Origin of the sequence: Grimontia celer (assembly GCF_900055185.1) — a bacterium.
Lineage (GTDB): Bacteria > Pseudomonadota > Gammaproteobacteria > Enterobacterales > Vibrionaceae > Enterovibrio > Enterovibrio celer.
The window spans coordinates 645,334-659,541 of sequence record NZ_FIZX01000002.1; the positions used below are offsets into that span (position 1 = coordinate 645,334).

Here is a 14,208-nt window from a genome sequence, read left to right on the forward strand (position 1 = left end):
ATGACTGACAAAATTGATATCATCAGCACCCTCGAAGAGCTGGAAACCTTCCTTATCGCCATTGAAAGCGGTGGTCTGGGACTGACGGGTGTAGCGGGTGTTGCGCTGGCAACCAACAATGCAACGGGTCAACCGTTTCTCGCGGTGCTGGATGATAAACATCAACTGATCCTTGCGCGCGACGTAACCCCTGAAGTGTTTGAGACTGGCAAAGATCTGGTTCGTTACGGACCGAAAAAGCATTAATTCCTGATGTAGGAAGTTCGCTTTCACCAAAGATCAACAGCCCCTAACAACAAACGCCCTCAATTGAGGGCGTTTGTTGTCCGGAGTCTAACTGCTGTTCCGGTATTTCAGCAAGTGAAGGTAGTGCTTTGAGTTATTATTCTGCCAACCCACCTTGGGTGAGCTGGGTAGGGTCGAGCAAGCGCGTTAACGTTTCTCTGTCTAAATCTGTCTCTTCTTTCGCAACATCAATGATGGCTCGACCTTCTTTGTATGCCTTTTTGGCGATTTCTGCCGCTTTCAGGTAGCCAATCACGGGGTTGAGTGCCGTGACCAAAATGGGGTTTTTCGCCAGCGCAACATCCAGATTTTCTTTCCTGACCGTGAACGTGAAAATGGCTTTGTCTGCGAGTGCACGCGAACTGTTACTGAGCAGTTCAATACTCTCCAACACATTATGAGCAATCACCGGAAGCATCACGTTAAGCTGGAAGTTGCCAGATTGGCCAGCCACGGTGACGGTGGCGTCGTTGCCAATTACCTGTGCTGCTGCCATGGCTGCGGCTTCAGGAATCACGGGGTTAACTTTGCCCGGCATGATGGAAGAGCCTGGTTGTAAGCCTTGAAGCTCAATTTCTCCTAATCCTGCCAATGGACCGGAGTTCATCCAACGTAGATCATTGGCAATCTTCATAATGGCGACAGCAGCCGTCTTGAGTTGGCCAGACAAGGCAACCATGGCGTCTTGACTGCTGAGGTTGAAGAAGAAGTTTTCGCTGGCTTCAAACTGCGTGCCTGTCGCTTGCGAAAGGTTATGGGCGAAGGCAGAGGCAAATCGTGGATCTGCATTAATACCCGTACCAACGGCAGTTCCACCTTGAGCGAGAGCCTTAACGGCTTCCAGGCAGCGCTCAATGCCTTGTTTGGCATGCTCAACCTGGAACTGCCAGCCACCGAGTTCCTGATCAAAGGTCACTGGCATCGCATCCATCAAATGAGTGCGCCCTGTTTTGACTACGGCACCGATATCTTCGCGCTTCATATGCAGTGTATGGGAGAGATGCGCCAAAGATGGTAGAAGGTGCTTTTCAATCGTTAAGGCGGCGCTAACTTGAATAGCCGTAGGGACAACGTCATTGCTGCTTTGGCCCATATTTACATGATCATTTGGACTAACAACATCGCCAAGCTTGGCGCTGGCGAGCGTCGCAATCACTTCATTGGCATTCATGTTAGAACTGGTGCCCGAACCGGTTTGAAACACATCGACAGGAAACTGATCTAGGTGTTCACCATCAATGATCTCTTGGGCAGCGTCAGAGATTGATTCAGCAATGTCACCTTGCAGCAAACCCAGCTGTGCATTGGTGATAGCAGCGGTCTGCTTAATGTATGCCAAGGCCTGAATAAAAGTGGCTGGCATGGTGTGTCGACTGAACTGGAAGTTGTCGACAGCGCGCTGAGTTTGTGCTTGGTAGAGGGCATCGGCAGGAACGCGAATTTCCCCCATGCTGTCTTTCTCTGTTCTGAATTCTTGGGTAGTCATACAGGGTCCTTTTGCCTTTAATCCAATGGTGCCTGAAGGCGTTGTAATTCGAGTTGTAGTGAGAGGAATCTCTGTTCCCCGCCATGGCGGCGTTTATAAAACCGTTTGAGAGCAATCAGAGGCTCGTGAATCATGTTCAGGCACACGTGGCGGAATTGCTGTGATCGCTCGGGGTCGCGGATGGCTTCAATCATTGCGAAATAAATCTGACGCAGATACAGCTCGGCGAGCAGCGGGCTTTCGTTTTCTGCGCCTAACTCATGGTAGGAAGCGAGCGTGACACCAGACTGAATGAAGTGGTAAACCACATCAGGCTCATAGCCCCAGACAATGTCTGAACTATTAAACCTTTCCAACGACTGAAAATACTCTGTGTATAAAAACGTTCTGTCGATCATGTACCGGCCCTGATTTATTTCTGGATAATGATAATTATTATCATTTAATGTTTTTGATAACAACCCCTTGGTTTTTGTCGTTATTGAGGGTTTCGGTGCAATCGAAACGAAAAAGGGGCGCTTTAGCGCCCCTCGGTATGGATAGTGAAATGAGTTAGATAGTCTGGGATAACCAGCCGTTGAACTCATTTTGTGGCAGCGCACCGTTGATTTGCTGGGCCATCTTGCCATCCTTGAACACCATAATGGTCGGGATGCTGCGGATTCGATATTTCGCTGCCAACGCTTGCTGCTCTTCCGTGTTTACTTTCACGAAGATAGCGTCTTCTTGCTTACCTTTTGCGGTGGCCTCAAATACTGGCGCGAATCCCTGACATGGGCCACACCAAGGTGCCCAAAAATCAATAACCACAGGCTTACCAGAAGCGAGCAGTGCGTCCATATTGTCATCAGTGCCTTCAATCGGTTTTCCTGTTAGCAGCGAAGACTTACAAATACCGCAGCTTGGATTCTCATCAACGCGCTCAGCTGGAATGCGATTCAGCTTATTACAATGTGGACAACGCACGGTTAATGTACTCATTTTGAAAACCTTTCCTTTGATTTGCTTAGGTGTAGGTTATTCGTATCTGGTGTCTGAGGCTATTTCATTTCTCCTATCGTTAGGATTGGTTTTTCCTATCATCAGCAAGTCGTGTTTTGCACAGTTCGTAAAATTCACAAGCCTGCGGTGAAAAATAGCGATCTTTCAGCCGTAAGATACCAATTTGTCTTTCCACATAAGGTGTTGTTAGAGGGAGCCAGCAGAGATCTTTCTCATCATCTGGGAAAGCGAGTTTAGGCAGGGTAGTAATGCCTATCCCAAGCTTTAAAACGGAAAACAGGGAAGTGATATTTTCGACGCTGTAACGTGCATTGGCAGCGAGCACATTGGCATGTGTTGGCTCAAGCAGCGTACAGGTACCATTTTTTACAAAAGGAAGCGCCACCAAATCCTGCCATTCGATGTTTCTTGCCTGCTGCGTTAGAGGGTGGTCCTTCAAACACACGACACCCAAAGGATCGGCCAGCAACGGTGTGAATTCAATGCGTTCATCCTGAATATGAAGACAGTTTCCCAGCGCCAAATCTACTTCACCTGCGAGTAACCTTGCTTCGACACCGGCTGCGTTGTCATCCACCAGAGCGACATCTACATTCGGATGATTTTCTGTGTAGCTTGCAAGAATGGTAGGGATTAATTTGGCGGCGACAGAAGGAACGCTGGCAATTCTAACCTGACCTAACTGGCCTGCGGCGGCAGCGCAGAGGTCAGAGTTCAGCTCATCATAGAGCTTTAGGAACTGATTGATTTTAGGAAGACAGAATTCGCCAAAAGGGGTGAGCTTAGCCTTGTGTCCGGAATCAAACAGGGATTGCCCCAGTATCCTTTCAAGTTCTTTTACCGAGGTAGACAGTGCAGCCTGTGAACGATTGGCTTTTGAAGCCGCAGCGCGAAAACCACGCTGTTCTGCCACCAGAGAAAAGTGTTTCAACTGCTGCAGCTTGATATCCATGTGCTCCAAATCTCCCTCTGAAAAGTGATAAATAAAACTGAACAATTGAAAAAAATTAACCGTTCGTTTTATCAAGAATTGTAAGGCAGACTTTAATCAATTGTTAATAAATTGACAAAGAGAGTCTGAATTCAATGTTGCCTCAAGATAATCACCCTGCAGAAAAATCCGTGATTAAAACAGATCTGTTTGCCTCAAAAGCGCCCCTTGAGTGGGCGATAGGGCATAACGGCACGCTCTACACTGCTCAAATCCCGATTGATAGCCAAGGTCAGCTGGTGGATGGCGGCATTGAAGCACAGACCCGTCAAACCATGGATAACCTGATGCACACGCTTGAAAGCGCAGGCGTGACCAGTTCAGCGGTCCTGCAAGTGCTGATTTACGTCACCGACCGTAGTTACCTTGCAACCGTCAATCAGGTGTACGGCGAATACTTTAATGCGCCATACCCCAACCGTGCGGCCATGGTGGTGGCGGGTTTAGCGAGGGAAGGTATGTTGGTGGAACTGGTTGTCTACGCCGCGCTTCCCCAATAACGAATGAATTTGAAATAATAATGAGATCAAGGAGTTAAGGATGAGCCTGAACAGAGAGAACGCACTCTACATCGGTGGGGAGTGGTGTCAGGGAACGCGCACGGTTGCCAACATTAACCCATCTAACATTTCCGAGTCTTTGGGGGACTTTGCGCAAGCCAGCCAAGCTCAGGTTTATCAGGCGATTGCCTGTGCCCGTGAAGCACAACCAGTGTGGGCGAAAACGCCGTTGGAGCAAAAACAGAAAGTACTGCAATCCATTGGCGATGAGCTGATTGCTCGCTGTGATGATTTGGGGCGTTTGCTTTCCAGTGAAGAAGGCAAGCCTTTTGCTGAAGGTCGTGGGGAGATTTACCGTGCGGGGCAATTCTTCCAATACTACGCGGCGGAAGTGCTGCGCCAAATGGGTGAAATGGCCGAGTCTGTGCGTCCCGGCGTTCAGGTCGAAGTTACTCGTGAAGCAGTCGGCGTGGTCGCGATCATTTCGCCATGGAACTTCCCGACGGCGACCGCCTCTTGGAAAATCGCGCCAGCGCTGGCATTTGGCAACAGCGTAATTTGGAAGCCTGCCAACCTGACACCGGCAAGTGCCGTGGCATTGGCAGACATCATTCATCGTTCAGGGCTGCCAGCAGGGGTGTTTAACCTGGTGCTGGGGTCGGGCTCTGAAGTGGGCGATACCCTGATCCACAGCAGCGAAATCGATGCTGTCAGCTTCACGGGTTCAGTAGATGTAGGCCGAAAAGTAGCAGCAGCGACGGCGCCTAACTTTGTTCGCTGCCAGCTTGAGATGGGCAGTAAGAATGCCCTTGTTATTGCCGAAGACGCGGACATCAACATCGCCGTAGAAGCAACCATAGCCGGCTCATTCTCTGGGACAGGTCAGAAGTGTACCGCGTCCTCCCGCCTTATCGTCCTTGATAACGTTCATGATGCTTACGTTGAAGCACTTTCCGCGCGTATGCAGCAACTGAAAGTTGGACATGCGTTGGAAGACGGCGTGTTTATGGGGCCAGTCGTCGATGAGCGCCAACTCTCTTCAAACCTGAAATGGGTGGAGAGAGCCCATGAATTGGGTGCGGAACTTGTCACTGGTGGTGAGCGTTTAACACTTGAAAACGACGGCTACTACATGGCACCGACCTTGTTCATCAATACCCAGAATGATTGGGACATCAATCAGGAAGAGCTATTCGCTCCTATGGCCTGTGTTCAGCGTGTCGGCTCTCTGGAAGAGGCCATCGCCAAAGTGAATGAAACCCGTTTTGGCCTGACTGCGGGGATTGTGACATCCAGCCTTCGCAGCAGCGCCCTCTTTAAACAGCAAGCCCAAACCGGTTGTGTGATGGTGAACCTGCCAACGGCAGGTACTGATTACCACGTACCGTTTGGCGGCCGTAAGGAATCCAGCTTTGGGCCGCGTGAGCAGGGCCAATATGCACGCGATTTCTACACCATCGTAAAAACGGCTTACCAGCGCGCTTACTAATTGAACAGGGTAGGGACAGCTTATGTATCATGACGAAATCATCATCGATGGATTGCAGTACTGCCATTGGGACAGAGCGTATTTTGAATCGCTCAAACAAAGCGGTGTCACTGCGATTCACGTGACCTTGGTGTACCACGAGAATGCACGTGAAACACTGACCCGTTTTGCCGAGTGGAACTTACATTTCGAGCGAAACAGCGATCTGATCATGCCTGTTCTGTCCATGGAAGACGTTTTCAAGGCGAAAAGCGAAGGCAAGGTTGGCATCTTTTTCGGTGCCCAGAATTGTTCGCCTATCGATGATGAAATTGGCCTGATTGAGGTCATGCGTAAGCTTGGTCTTTTGATCATGCAGTTGACCTATAACAACCAGAGCTTGCTGGCGACGGGTTGTTACGAGCAGGAAGACAGCGGTGTGACCCGCTTTGGCAAGCAAGCTATCGCGGAAATGAACCGTGTTGGCATGATTGTCGATATGTCTCATAGCTCTGAGCGTTCAACGCTGGAAGCGATTGATCTGTCCTCTCGCCCTATCTGTATCAGCCATGCCAACCCGCAGCGTGCACACCCAGCGCTTCGCAATAAGTCGGATGAAGTGATCCGAGCCTTATGCGAAAGAGGCGGTTTGCTTGGCTTCAGTCTTTACCCTTTCCACCTTCCTGGCGGCAGTGATTGCAGCTTGGAAGACTTTTGTCGAATGGTCGCCGATACCGCTGAAATGGTGGATGTAGAACGCCTCGCTATTGGTAGTGACCTTTGCCAAAACCAGCCACAAAGTGTTCTCGAATGGATGCGAAATGGCAGATGGTCGAAAAGCCTCGATTACGGAGAAGGCTCGGCTTCAAACGCTGGCTGGCCTGCGGCTTTGCCGTGGTTCCCGGAGACCAGCGGGCTAAAAAATATTTATCAGGGATTACGCGAGATTGGATTCAGTGAACAGGAAACGGCAGGGATACTCGGCCGTAACTGGCTCACCTTTTTGGAAGACGGCTTAAGGTCGGAATAAATCAAAACATTTCGCGAAGCGGGATAACCGCTCACAAGGAGCAAAGTTTCTGGACGAAGGTTCAGGGGCTAATGACAACGTGGAGACAGATGATGTCTGAATTACTCAATGCAGAGAAGACAAGCACTGTAAACAAGGAACAAAGTGTCTGGGTGAAACTGGGTCTTGATAATCCGGTTTTTTGGATGAGCGGCGGATTTCTCACGCTGTTTGTGGTGATAGCGCTTGTTGATAACAAGCTTCTGTCTTCACTGGTCAATGCTGGCTTCAGTTGGAGCGTGTCCTTCTTTGGCCCTTACTGGCAGTTGCTACTGCTGGCGACGTTTTTGATTGGTCTGGCCTTGGCATTCAGCCCGGGTACCGGAAAGGTGCGCTTAGGTGCGATGGACAAGCCTGAGATGGAAGGCTTTAAATGGCTGGCAATCATTCTTTGTACCCTTTTGGCCGGCGGCGGTGTCTTCTGGGCGGCGGCAGAGCCGATTGCTCACTTCGTTAATCCTCCTCCACTGTATGGCGTGCCTGAAGGCAATATTCAGCGTCAGGCATTTAATGCATTGGCACAATCTTTCATGCACTGGGGTTTCCTTGCCTGGGCTATCCTCGGCACCCTGACCACTATTGTGCTGATGCACCTCCACTATGACAAAGGGCTACCCCTCAAGCCGCGTACTCTGCTTTACCCGGTATTTGGTGAGCGTGCAATGACAGGTATGTTTGGTGCCTTGATTGATGCTTGCTGCATCATTGCGGTTGCAGCGGGAACCATTGGCCCGATTGGTTTTCTCGGCTTGCAAATCAGCTATGCACTGAACGCTTTGTTCGCATTACCTGATGGCTTCACGACCCAATTCATCATTATCCTCTGTGCAATCGCTATCTACACCATCTCAGCATTGAGTGGCGTCAACCGTGGTATCCAGATCCTGAGTCGTTACAACGTGATTCTGGCTGTAGGCCTCATGGCTTACATCCTTTTGGTTGGCCCGACTGATTTCATTATCAATGGTTACCTACAAGGCGTAGGCACCATGGTCGACAACTTCATCCCTATGGCTACCTTCCGCGGTGATATGAGCTGGCTAAGCTGGTGGACCGTATTCTTCTGGGGCTGGTTCCTGGGCTATGGCCCGATGATGGCCATCTTTATTGCGCGTATCTCCCGTGGCAGAACGATCCGTCAACTGGTCACCACGATCAGCATTATTGCGCCGCTTATCACCTGCTTCTGGTTCACCATTGTGGGTGGCTCGGGTCTGGCTTTTGAAATGGCGGAACCTGGCTCGGTCAGTAAGGCCTTCGAAGGCTTTAACCTGCCGGCGTCACTGCTTGCAATCACTCAGCAACTGCCTTTCCCCATGCTGATTTCCATTCTGTTCCTCATCCTCACCACGGTGTTCATTGTTACTACGGGTGACTCCATGACTTACACCATCAGTGTGGTGATTAGCGGCGACCTCAACCCAAATGGTCTGATGCGCACTTTCTGGGGTGTCATGATGGGGGCTACCGCCATCATTCTTATCTCCCTGGGCTCTGGCGGCGTGTCTGCACTTCAATCCTTCATTGTTATCACTGCGGTACCGGTATCACTCATCCTGCTGCCGTCACTGTGGAACGGTCCGAAAATCGCACTGCAAATGGCGAAAGAGCAGGGTTTGGATTGATGGTCGCGATTAGAAAGTAACGAGGCAAATATGGGACAGCATGAATAACGCTGTCCCCCCAATAATCAACAATGCTAAGCGTTTGTAGGTGTGGCTTCATGAATGCAAAAACTGCTATGGAAAGTGTCACTATGCTGCGTGATCCAGCTGTGGTGATGGATCCTTATCGATTGGGTGCGATGCACCAAACCCGTCTTAGCTTCGTGCGTAGTTTGTTGAGAAAGATGGAGTCTGAGCAGTGGAAAATTGAATGCGTTCAGTGGGACATTGCTGCAGAAGGGTTTGGTACAGCGGTCTATGAGCTGCTGACGCCAAATGGGGTTTATCAACTTGTCGTTTTTTCAACGGCTATTGCTGATGAAGAGCGCAATGATCGTGTCATTGCGGAAAAGTGGGATGTGACCATGGCGCTGGTCAAGGGACGGGTTGATCAGAGAGAGCTGGATCGCTTGCGTCAAAATGTGCCGCTGCAGGAAGCTGGCAGAAATACCACGCAAGTGCTGGTTTTATCCCGTGCCAACAAGAGCGTGCGTGTGTTTGAGCATCTGATCGATGCGTTGTCGGTTGGGCAACAACCCAATGCTCAGGAAATCGCAAATGTGGGGTACATCCTCCGTACAACTGCTGTTTATGGGAATGGTAAATTTGGGATTGCGGACTTTGAAACGCTGAATGAAAACCCGGATTTCCGTCTCTCATTCAGTGCGCAAATGTGTGCGGTTTATATGCTTCGCGAATTCAGTCTGGACTGGGTTCATTTTTTGGCGAAGCAAAAAGGCGGCGTTCATGCGACTACCTTGTCACCTGAGTTACAGCGCTATATCGGTGTGGGCAATGCCACGGGTTTGGGCATGGCACCTTACCTTATTCGCCATCCAAGAGTGGTAGATAATTGGTTGACTCACCGGGAAATGGCTTTGGCGGCAGTGTCGCAGCAATCAGTCTGCGGAAAGAGCGCGGTGAGGGTGTTGTCTCTGTTACACAAGGCCAGAAAACACCTGAAAGAAGTGGTGACCATTGACGCGCATCAGAAAGGCTTAAACGCTCAGAGTGTGGATGAACTTCCTTCCCTGGAGCAGGACATTGTGATGCTTTCCAGCGATGGGTCATATTGGGTTGATGCCATTTCTACGGCGGAAAAATACTCTTTCGAAACACAGGAAATTCTGGTCACTTGTTTACTCGAAACATTCCCAGACATTGTCGATCCTTTTTGCAATGAAATGAATGCAGATGAATCTTTGTCACTGACACCGGGCATTAAAGTGTCGACCATGATTTCTCTGCTGGAAACGCGTTATCGCTGGGCATTGGAAATAGATTTTTCTAAAGCAGATAATCAGTACTGGTTTTGGTACCGCTCACAGGATAAAGAAGAGCCTCGCATGGCGGTGCGCGGTGAAGAACCCGGGGAAGAAAAAGAGCTGGGGCTTGATGTCGGCAGGCAGGCTTCAAGATTCTACCACTCGCTAAAACAAGTGGATTCAACCACATCACTGGCTGAGTTCCTGCTGGAAAATACGCGTTTCAGAATGATTGCCCGTCGTATTTGGACGCTTGGCAATTGCCCCATGGGGGATATTCAAATCAATGTACTGGCGAAAAATGTCCTGCCCATGCACCTGCTTCGCTGCAAGCTTTCGATGTTTGGAGCGACTAAGTTCGATCCCCGCTCTGACCGCTGGGTGAGAGTGACCTTGTTCCAAGGTGCTCCAATTTTTGCAGAGTTGGGTAATAGTGCAGACACTGACTCTTGGCTGTTTCCTGTCTTAACCTCGTCTTCAGAGCAAAGGGAGGCGCTATGATCCAGGTCTCTCACAACGAATTGGTGGGGCTATGCACTAAGGCCTTTGATGCGTTAAACCACCCCCATGGTGAATCAGATACCATCGCAGAAACTGTGGTTGATCTGGAAATGGCAGGGTTGAGTGGCGTTTCGATGTTTGTCGAGGCTTTACCTACCCTAGATGAAGAGCAAGAAGCGCGTGCTCCGCGGTGCGATATCATCGATGGCAATATCCTCGTGAGCCTTCATGGTGGCAGTTTGTTTTGTCACTTGCCCGCTTTGATTGATGTGGCAGTTGAAAGGTTAATTGGCTTCCCACGGGTGTCGATGTCAGTCAAAGATTGCCGCAATCGTTGGCTGGCATTTGGTGAGCTTCTTAAACTGGCAGGAAAAGGGCTATCAGTGCGTGTTTGCTGGCACAGGAATGACTCGCCGGATGATATCGAGTGCATTCTGAATGCGGGTTCCCGATATCCTGATATTTACCTTCAAAAGGATCTGGGTCTCGAGGAAAACAGCATGCAGATAGAATTAAGCTTGGCTCCATTTTCTGCCTCGAACAGTGCATCAGTGCCAACGATTTCCGGCCATGAACAAAATGAAGCGGCAAGTGCCGCATGGGAGCAGGGAATTAGAATTCGCCTGAGTAATTGGGAGGCGTTAAAACACTACGCATCAAGGCTGCTGGTTGAAGACAGTGAGCGCTCAATGCGAGGTGCGGGTGAATAAAATTACCCCGATGAAAACATCGGGGTAATTTTAATTACCGCAGAATCCAAGCGTCTTGCCAGTTGGTACCGACACCCGGCTCATAGGCGCTTGGGGTTGCACCGCACCAAAGGTTATAAGGCCAAGACTTACATTCGTACGTTGAACCGCCATTAGTGACAATATCGCCGGCCGAATATGAAGTGCCTGCCACATAGCTGTCCGAGCCAACCGGCGGCTCTGGTGTCACTGGTGGTTCAGGCTCAACCGGCGGTTGTACTGGAGGCTCAACAGGATTGACTGGGCCACAGTCAGCAATGCCAACTTCTTCCCAGACACCCCATTGGCCGCTGGTGGATGGATGCTCACCTTGTGTCCACCACTTGGCCCGCCAAAGTTTTCCTCCCCAAGTGACAGTGTCTCCCGGGAGATAAACATTGCCATCTTGCCAATCGGTTGGGCAAAAGCCCGTTGAGTCTTTGGCCGTGGCTGAAACATTAGCCGTGTAAACCGTCGTGGTTTTATCAATTTCAAAACTCAAAGCGGCAGAAGCAGTTCCTGCTTTCGTGGCACCGAATTCAATCGAGACCTGACACACATCGTTACCCAGAAGAGTGGATTGAGAACATCGGTCGTTAGAGATAACTGGCTGCGTCGCTACGCCGGAACCTGTCACGCTCAGGCGATCAATTGTGATTGGCGCGAACCCGGTATTTGCAATCGTGAATGTGTGTTGCTTCGGTTCGCCAACAATAAAGTCTGCCAGTACTTCATTTTCTTTATAGGTGATATGTACCTTGTCACTGCCACCATGCACGATGCCATCCACAAATTGACGCAGTGCAGCGATATCACTGTAAACGCCGTATTTGTTCGGACGCGCACACCCGACGCCCCAACTGACAATACCGAGCTGTGTAGTGACACCACCACGGTTGATAACAATCGGGCCACCGCTGTCACCCTGACACGAGTCAATGCCACCTTGCGGCACGCCCGCACAGAATGAGACATCGCCCACTGCTGTGTAACTGCCACCCGCCTGACGACAGGCTGCGTCAGAAACCAAAGGCACGTCCACTTCCTGCAATACTGTCGGTGAGCTGCCACCTTCAGAGGTTCGGCCCAGTCCTGCAACGGTCAGTAAATCACCGTCAGACACATACTGGTAAAGCGACCCATCAGCAATTTCAACCGGCGTTACTCCCGCAGGCACGCTGGCCAGTTTAAGCAAGGCAATATCATTGGCCAGATTGCGGGTGTTGAAATTGGGGTGGATATAGATCTCTGAAACATTAACCCGCACACCATCAGTGCCGTTGTAGCGGTAGCCGCCTATCTTAACGGCGATGTGATTTGGGGCATCGGTGTCAACACAATGCGCGGCAGTCAGGACAAAGCCATCACCGATATAGCTGGCACCACAGAACGAACGGTTACTGTTCGAATTCACAATCTGGGTATAGAACTTCCACTCCGCTGGGTTGGCATCCACACCACCGACGATACGTGGCGATACTTCAGCAGGATTTTGATTGATCGTCTCAGCAGCGAATAGACAAGGTGACATCAATGTCATGGCAAGCGCCATTGTTATTTTGTTTTTCAATGTTTGCTCCTTGATTTACAAAGCGAGCGTTATGCTCCCCTAAAAGGAAGCAATGCCCTTTTCTTGCTAACAAGTTGCAATGTAAGAGTCTTTTTTATTTGCGAGTGACTCTTAATTTTCGCTATTGATTGGTATTGCAAATTTCGTGATAAGGAGAGGAATCGTCAAATGAAAATCAAATTATCACTTGCGAAAGCGGAAGGATTTTCAGGAGAACTGGGACAGAAATACGAATAAAAAAGCCCCGGGAGGGGCTTTCGGAAACGCGGTAAGAATTATTTGGAATCTACGCGGTTCATGAATTTGTGCTCTGCGGTATTAACGCGGATTTTGTCACCAGGTGCCACGTATTCTGGTACCTGAACAACCAGACCTGTGGTCAGTGTTGCTGGCTTGGTACGTGCGCTTGCGGACGCACCTTTGATAGAAGGTGAAGTCTCGGTGATGACCAGATCTACTGCAGAAGGTAATTCCAGAGCCACAGGTTTACCGCTCACAGCCAGTACCTGAATGCCTTTGGTTTCTTCTGTGATGAACAGTAGTTCTTCTTCGATATCATCTTTGTTGAAGTGGTAAGGCGTGTAGTCTTCAGAATCCATGAACACGTACTCGCTGCCATCCACATAAGAGAAGTCAGCTGGGTGACGGCTGAAATCCGCCAGGGTAATCAAGTCGTCTGCTTTGAAGCTTTCGTCAACTTTTGCGCCGGTTGCTACATCATATAAACGCATACGGAAAAGGCTGTTGCCCGCACGGCCGCTCGGGGTCAGCTTAGCAATGTCTTTAACTGCCAGTACTTTACCGTTGTGTTCGATAACGGCGTTCTTTTTAATTTCACTTGCCTTTGGCATGGTCACTGTTCCAGTTGAATAACTGATGCGAAAAATATCACGAATCTTATTTTTGGCAAGGGACTGAATGTATCATTGGTGCAGAAATAGAAGCACTCTAAGCTTGGTGATCTACCCTTGAGGCCCATTCAGGAACGGAATAGCAGGAACAATGATTAAACAACTCGATACCAAAGTGGTTTACCAGAACAAATGGATGACGGTTCGTGAAGACAAGATCCTTCGCCCAAGCGGTGCTGAAGGTATTTATGGTGTGGTGGATAAGCCTGATTGCGCCGTGATAATGGCGATTGATAATGGACAGATTCACCTAGTCCAGCAGTTTCGCTATACCGTCCAAAAGCGTTGTTGGGAGTTGCCGCAAGGCGCGTGGGAATCTCGTCCGGATGCTGATCATCTTGAATTGGCAAAAGGTGAGCTTCGTGAAGAAACGGGAATGGATGCCAAAGAGATGGTTTATGTCGGCGCGCATTACATTGCCTATGGGTTTTTAAATCAAACCTGCCACATTTATCTTGCAAGCGGTTTGACTGATGTGGGCAAGTCGCTGGATGCGGAAGAAGAAGACCTGATTTCGCATCCTTTTCCTGTTGAGGAGTTTGAGCGCATGATCGTAGACGGGGAGATAAAGGATAACGTCACGGTTGCTGCTTATGGGTTAGCAAAACTGAAAAAACTGGTTTGAGTTCTGGTTTTATCGAAAAAATGATGTCGATCACTAACTGATTGAAAAATAAAGACTGTAAAATCCTGATAACGACAGATAAATGACGCAATCATTGATTTTTGCGTCATTTATCTGACTTGCAATGAGATATGCCTCTGAGA

At 49.6% G+C, this 14,208-nt stretch carries 14 protein-coding genes; 8 read left to right on the forward strand and 6 right to left on the reverse strand.

What is annotated here, in order from left to right:
• Positions 1-246, forward strand: coding sequence for a hypothetical protein (locus GCE9029_RS13095; RefSeq protein ID WP_002538593.1), 246 nt, complete (start codon positions 1-3; stop codon positions 244-246).
• A gap of 136 nt (positions 247-382) precedes the next feature.
• Here the strand turns inward: GCE9029_RS13095 and GCE9029_RS13100 are convergent, their stop codons facing one another.
• The 4 genes from GCE9029_RS13100 to GCE9029_RS13115 all read right to left on the reverse strand — a co-directional run bounded on the left by GCE9029_RS13100 (position 383) and on the right by GCE9029_RS13115 (position 3,725).
• Positions 383-1,771, reverse strand: a complete 1,389-nt coding sequence (locus GCE9029_RS13100; RefSeq protein ID WP_062663689.1) for a class II fumarate hydratase — start codon at positions 1,769-1,771, stop codon at positions 383-385.
• 17 nt (positions 1,772-1,788) lie between these two features.
• Positions 1,789-2,169 (reverse strand): hypothetical protein, encoded by a 381-nt coding sequence (locus tag GCE9029_RS13105; RefSeq protein ID WP_002538595.1) that lies wholly within the window; start codon positions 2,167-2,169, stop codon positions 1,789-1,791.
• A gap of 154 nt (positions 2,170-2,323) precedes the next feature.
• Positions 2,324-2,752 carry a thioredoxin TrxC gene (gene trxC / locus GCE9029_RS13110; protein ID WP_002538596.1) on the reverse strand — a complete coding sequence of 143 codons (429 nt, stop codon included), beginning with the start codon at positions 2,750-2,752 and terminating at the stop codon, positions 2,324-2,326.
• Positions 2,753-2,831: 79 nt separating this feature from the next.
• Positions 2,832-3,725, reverse strand: coding sequence for a LysR family transcriptional regulator (locus GCE9029_RS13115; RefSeq protein WP_062663690.1), 894 nt, complete (start codon positions 3,723-3,725; stop codon positions 2,832-2,834).
• Positions 3,726-3,859: 134 nt separating this feature from the next.
• Here GCE9029_RS13115 and GCE9029_RS13120 point away from each other — a divergent pair, with 134 nt between their 5' ends.
• From GCE9029_RS13120 to GCE9029_RS13145, 6 genes are all read left to right on the forward strand, one after another.
• Positions 3,860-4,264: a RidA family protein gene (locus GCE9029_RS13120; protein WP_062663691.1), complete on the forward strand. Its 405-nt coding sequence runs from the start codon at positions 3,860-3,862 to the stop codon at positions 4,262-4,264.
• Positions 4,265-4,304: 40 nt separating this feature from the next.
• The gene (locus tag GCE9029_RS13125; RefSeq protein WP_062663692.1) at positions 4,305-5,753 is read left to right on the forward strand and encodes an aldehyde dehydrogenase family protein; all 1,449 of its coding nucleotides are present in this window, start codon (positions 4,305-4,307) and stop codon (positions 5,751-5,753) included.
• 22 nt (positions 5,754-5,775) lie between these two features.
• Complete coding sequence (locus GCE9029_RS13130) at positions 5,776-6,762, forward strand: membrane dipeptidase (RefSeq protein WP_062663693.1); 987 nt, start codon at positions 5,776-5,778, stop codon at positions 6,760-6,762.
• Positions 6,763-6,854: 92 nt separating this feature from the next.
• On the forward strand, positions 6,855-8,426 hold the full coding sequence (locus GCE9029_RS13135; protein ID WP_062663694.1) for a BCCT family transporter: 1,572 nt from the start codon (positions 6,855-6,857) through the stop codon (positions 8,424-8,426).
• Between the two features lie 98 nt (positions 8,427-8,524).
• On the forward strand, positions 8,525-10,231 hold the full coding sequence (locus GCE9029_RS13140) for a hypothetical protein (protein WP_062663695.1): 1,707 nt from the start codon (positions 8,525-8,527) through the stop codon (positions 10,229-10,231).
• Complete coding sequence (locus GCE9029_RS13145; protein ID WP_062663696.1) at positions 10,228-10,941, forward strand: DUF3726 domain-containing protein; 714 nt, start codon at positions 10,228-10,230, stop codon at positions 10,939-10,941. Before GCE9029_RS13140 ends, GCE9029_RS13145 begins: the two co-directional genes overlap by 4 nt.
• Positions 10,942-10,975: 34 nt before the next feature.
• Here GCE9029_RS13145 and GCE9029_RS13150 read toward each other — a convergent pair whose 3' ends face one another.
• Together GCE9029_RS13150 and efpL are read right to left on the reverse strand one after the other, a co-directional pair.
• Complete coding sequence (locus GCE9029_RS13150; RefSeq protein WP_062663697.1) at positions 10,976-12,511, reverse strand: trypsin-like serine protease; 1,536 nt, start codon at positions 12,509-12,511, stop codon at positions 10,976-10,978.
• A gap of 293 nt (positions 12,512-12,804) precedes the next feature.
• Positions 12,805-13,380 carry an elongation factor P-like protein EfpL gene (gene efpL, locus GCE9029_RS13155; protein WP_062663698.1) on the reverse strand — a complete coding sequence of 192 codons (576 nt, stop codon included), beginning with the start codon at positions 13,378-13,380 and terminating at the stop codon, positions 12,805-12,807.
• A 151-nt stretch (positions 13,381-13,531) separates the two neighbouring features.
• Here efpL and GCE9029_RS13160 point away from each other — a divergent pair, with 151 nt between their 5' ends.
• A complete protein-coding gene (locus tag GCE9029_RS13160; protein WP_062663699.1) occupies positions 13,532-14,065 on the forward strand; it encodes an NUDIX domain-containing protein in 534 nt (177 codons plus the stop codon).
• The last annotated feature ends 143 nt before the right edge of the window (positions 14,066-14,208 follow it).

What these genes read in the sequence shown, in the direction of transcription:
- GCE9029_RS13095 (WP_002538593.1), top strand. Translation starts at nt 1, where the DNA reads ATGACTGACAAAATTGATATCATCAGCACCCTCGAAGAGCTGGAAACC.
- GCE9029_RS13100 (WP_062663689.1), bottom strand. Translation starts at nt 1,771, where the DNA reads ATGACTACCCAAGAATTCAGAACAGAGAAAGACAGCATGGGGGAAATT.
- GCE9029_RS13105 (WP_002538595.1), bottom strand. Translation starts at nt 2,169, where the DNA reads ATGATCGACAGAACGTTTTTATACACAGAGTATTTTCAGTCGTTGGAA.
- trxC (WP_002538596.1), bottom strand. Translation starts at nt 2,752, where the DNA reads ATGAGTACATTAACCGTGCGTTGTCCACATTGTAATAAGCTGAATCGC.
- GCE9029_RS13115 (WP_062663690.1), bottom strand. Translation starts at nt 3,725, where the DNA reads ATGGATATCAAGCTGCAGCAGTTGAAACACTTTTCTCTGGTGGCAGAA.
- GCE9029_RS13120 (WP_062663691.1), top strand. Translation starts at nt 3,860, where the DNA reads ATGTTGCCTCAAGATAATCACCCTGCAGAAAAATCCGTGATTAAAACA.
- GCE9029_RS13125 (WP_062663692.1), top strand. Translation starts at nt 4,305, where the DNA reads ATGAGCCTGAACAGAGAGAACGCACTCTACATCGGTGGGGAGTGGTGT.
- GCE9029_RS13130 (WP_062663693.1), top strand. Translation starts at nt 5,776, where the DNA reads ATGTATCATGACGAAATCATCATCGATGGATTGCAGTACTGCCATTGG.
- GCE9029_RS13135 (WP_062663694.1), top strand. Translation starts at nt 6,855, where the DNA reads ATGTCTGAATTACTCAATGCAGAGAAGACAAGCACTGTAAACAAGGAA.
- GCE9029_RS13140 (WP_062663695.1), top strand. Translation starts at nt 8,525, where the DNA reads ATGAATGCAAAAACTGCTATGGAAAGTGTCACTATGCTGCGTGATCCA.
- GCE9029_RS13145 (WP_062663696.1), top strand. Translation starts at nt 10,228, where the DNA reads ATGATCCAGGTCTCTCACAACGAATTGGTGGGGCTATGCACTAAGGCC.
- GCE9029_RS13150 (WP_062663697.1), bottom strand. Translation starts at nt 12,511, where the DNA reads ATGGCGCTTGCCATGACATTGATGTCACCTTGTCTATTCGCTGCTGAG.
- efpL (WP_062663698.1), bottom strand. Translation starts at nt 13,380, where the DNA reads ATGCCAAAGGCAAGTGAAATTAAAAAGAACGCCGTTATCGAACACAAC.
- GCE9029_RS13160 (WP_062663699.1), top strand. Translation starts at nt 13,532, where the DNA reads ATGATTAAACAACTCGATACCAAAGTGGTTTACCAGAACAAATGGATG.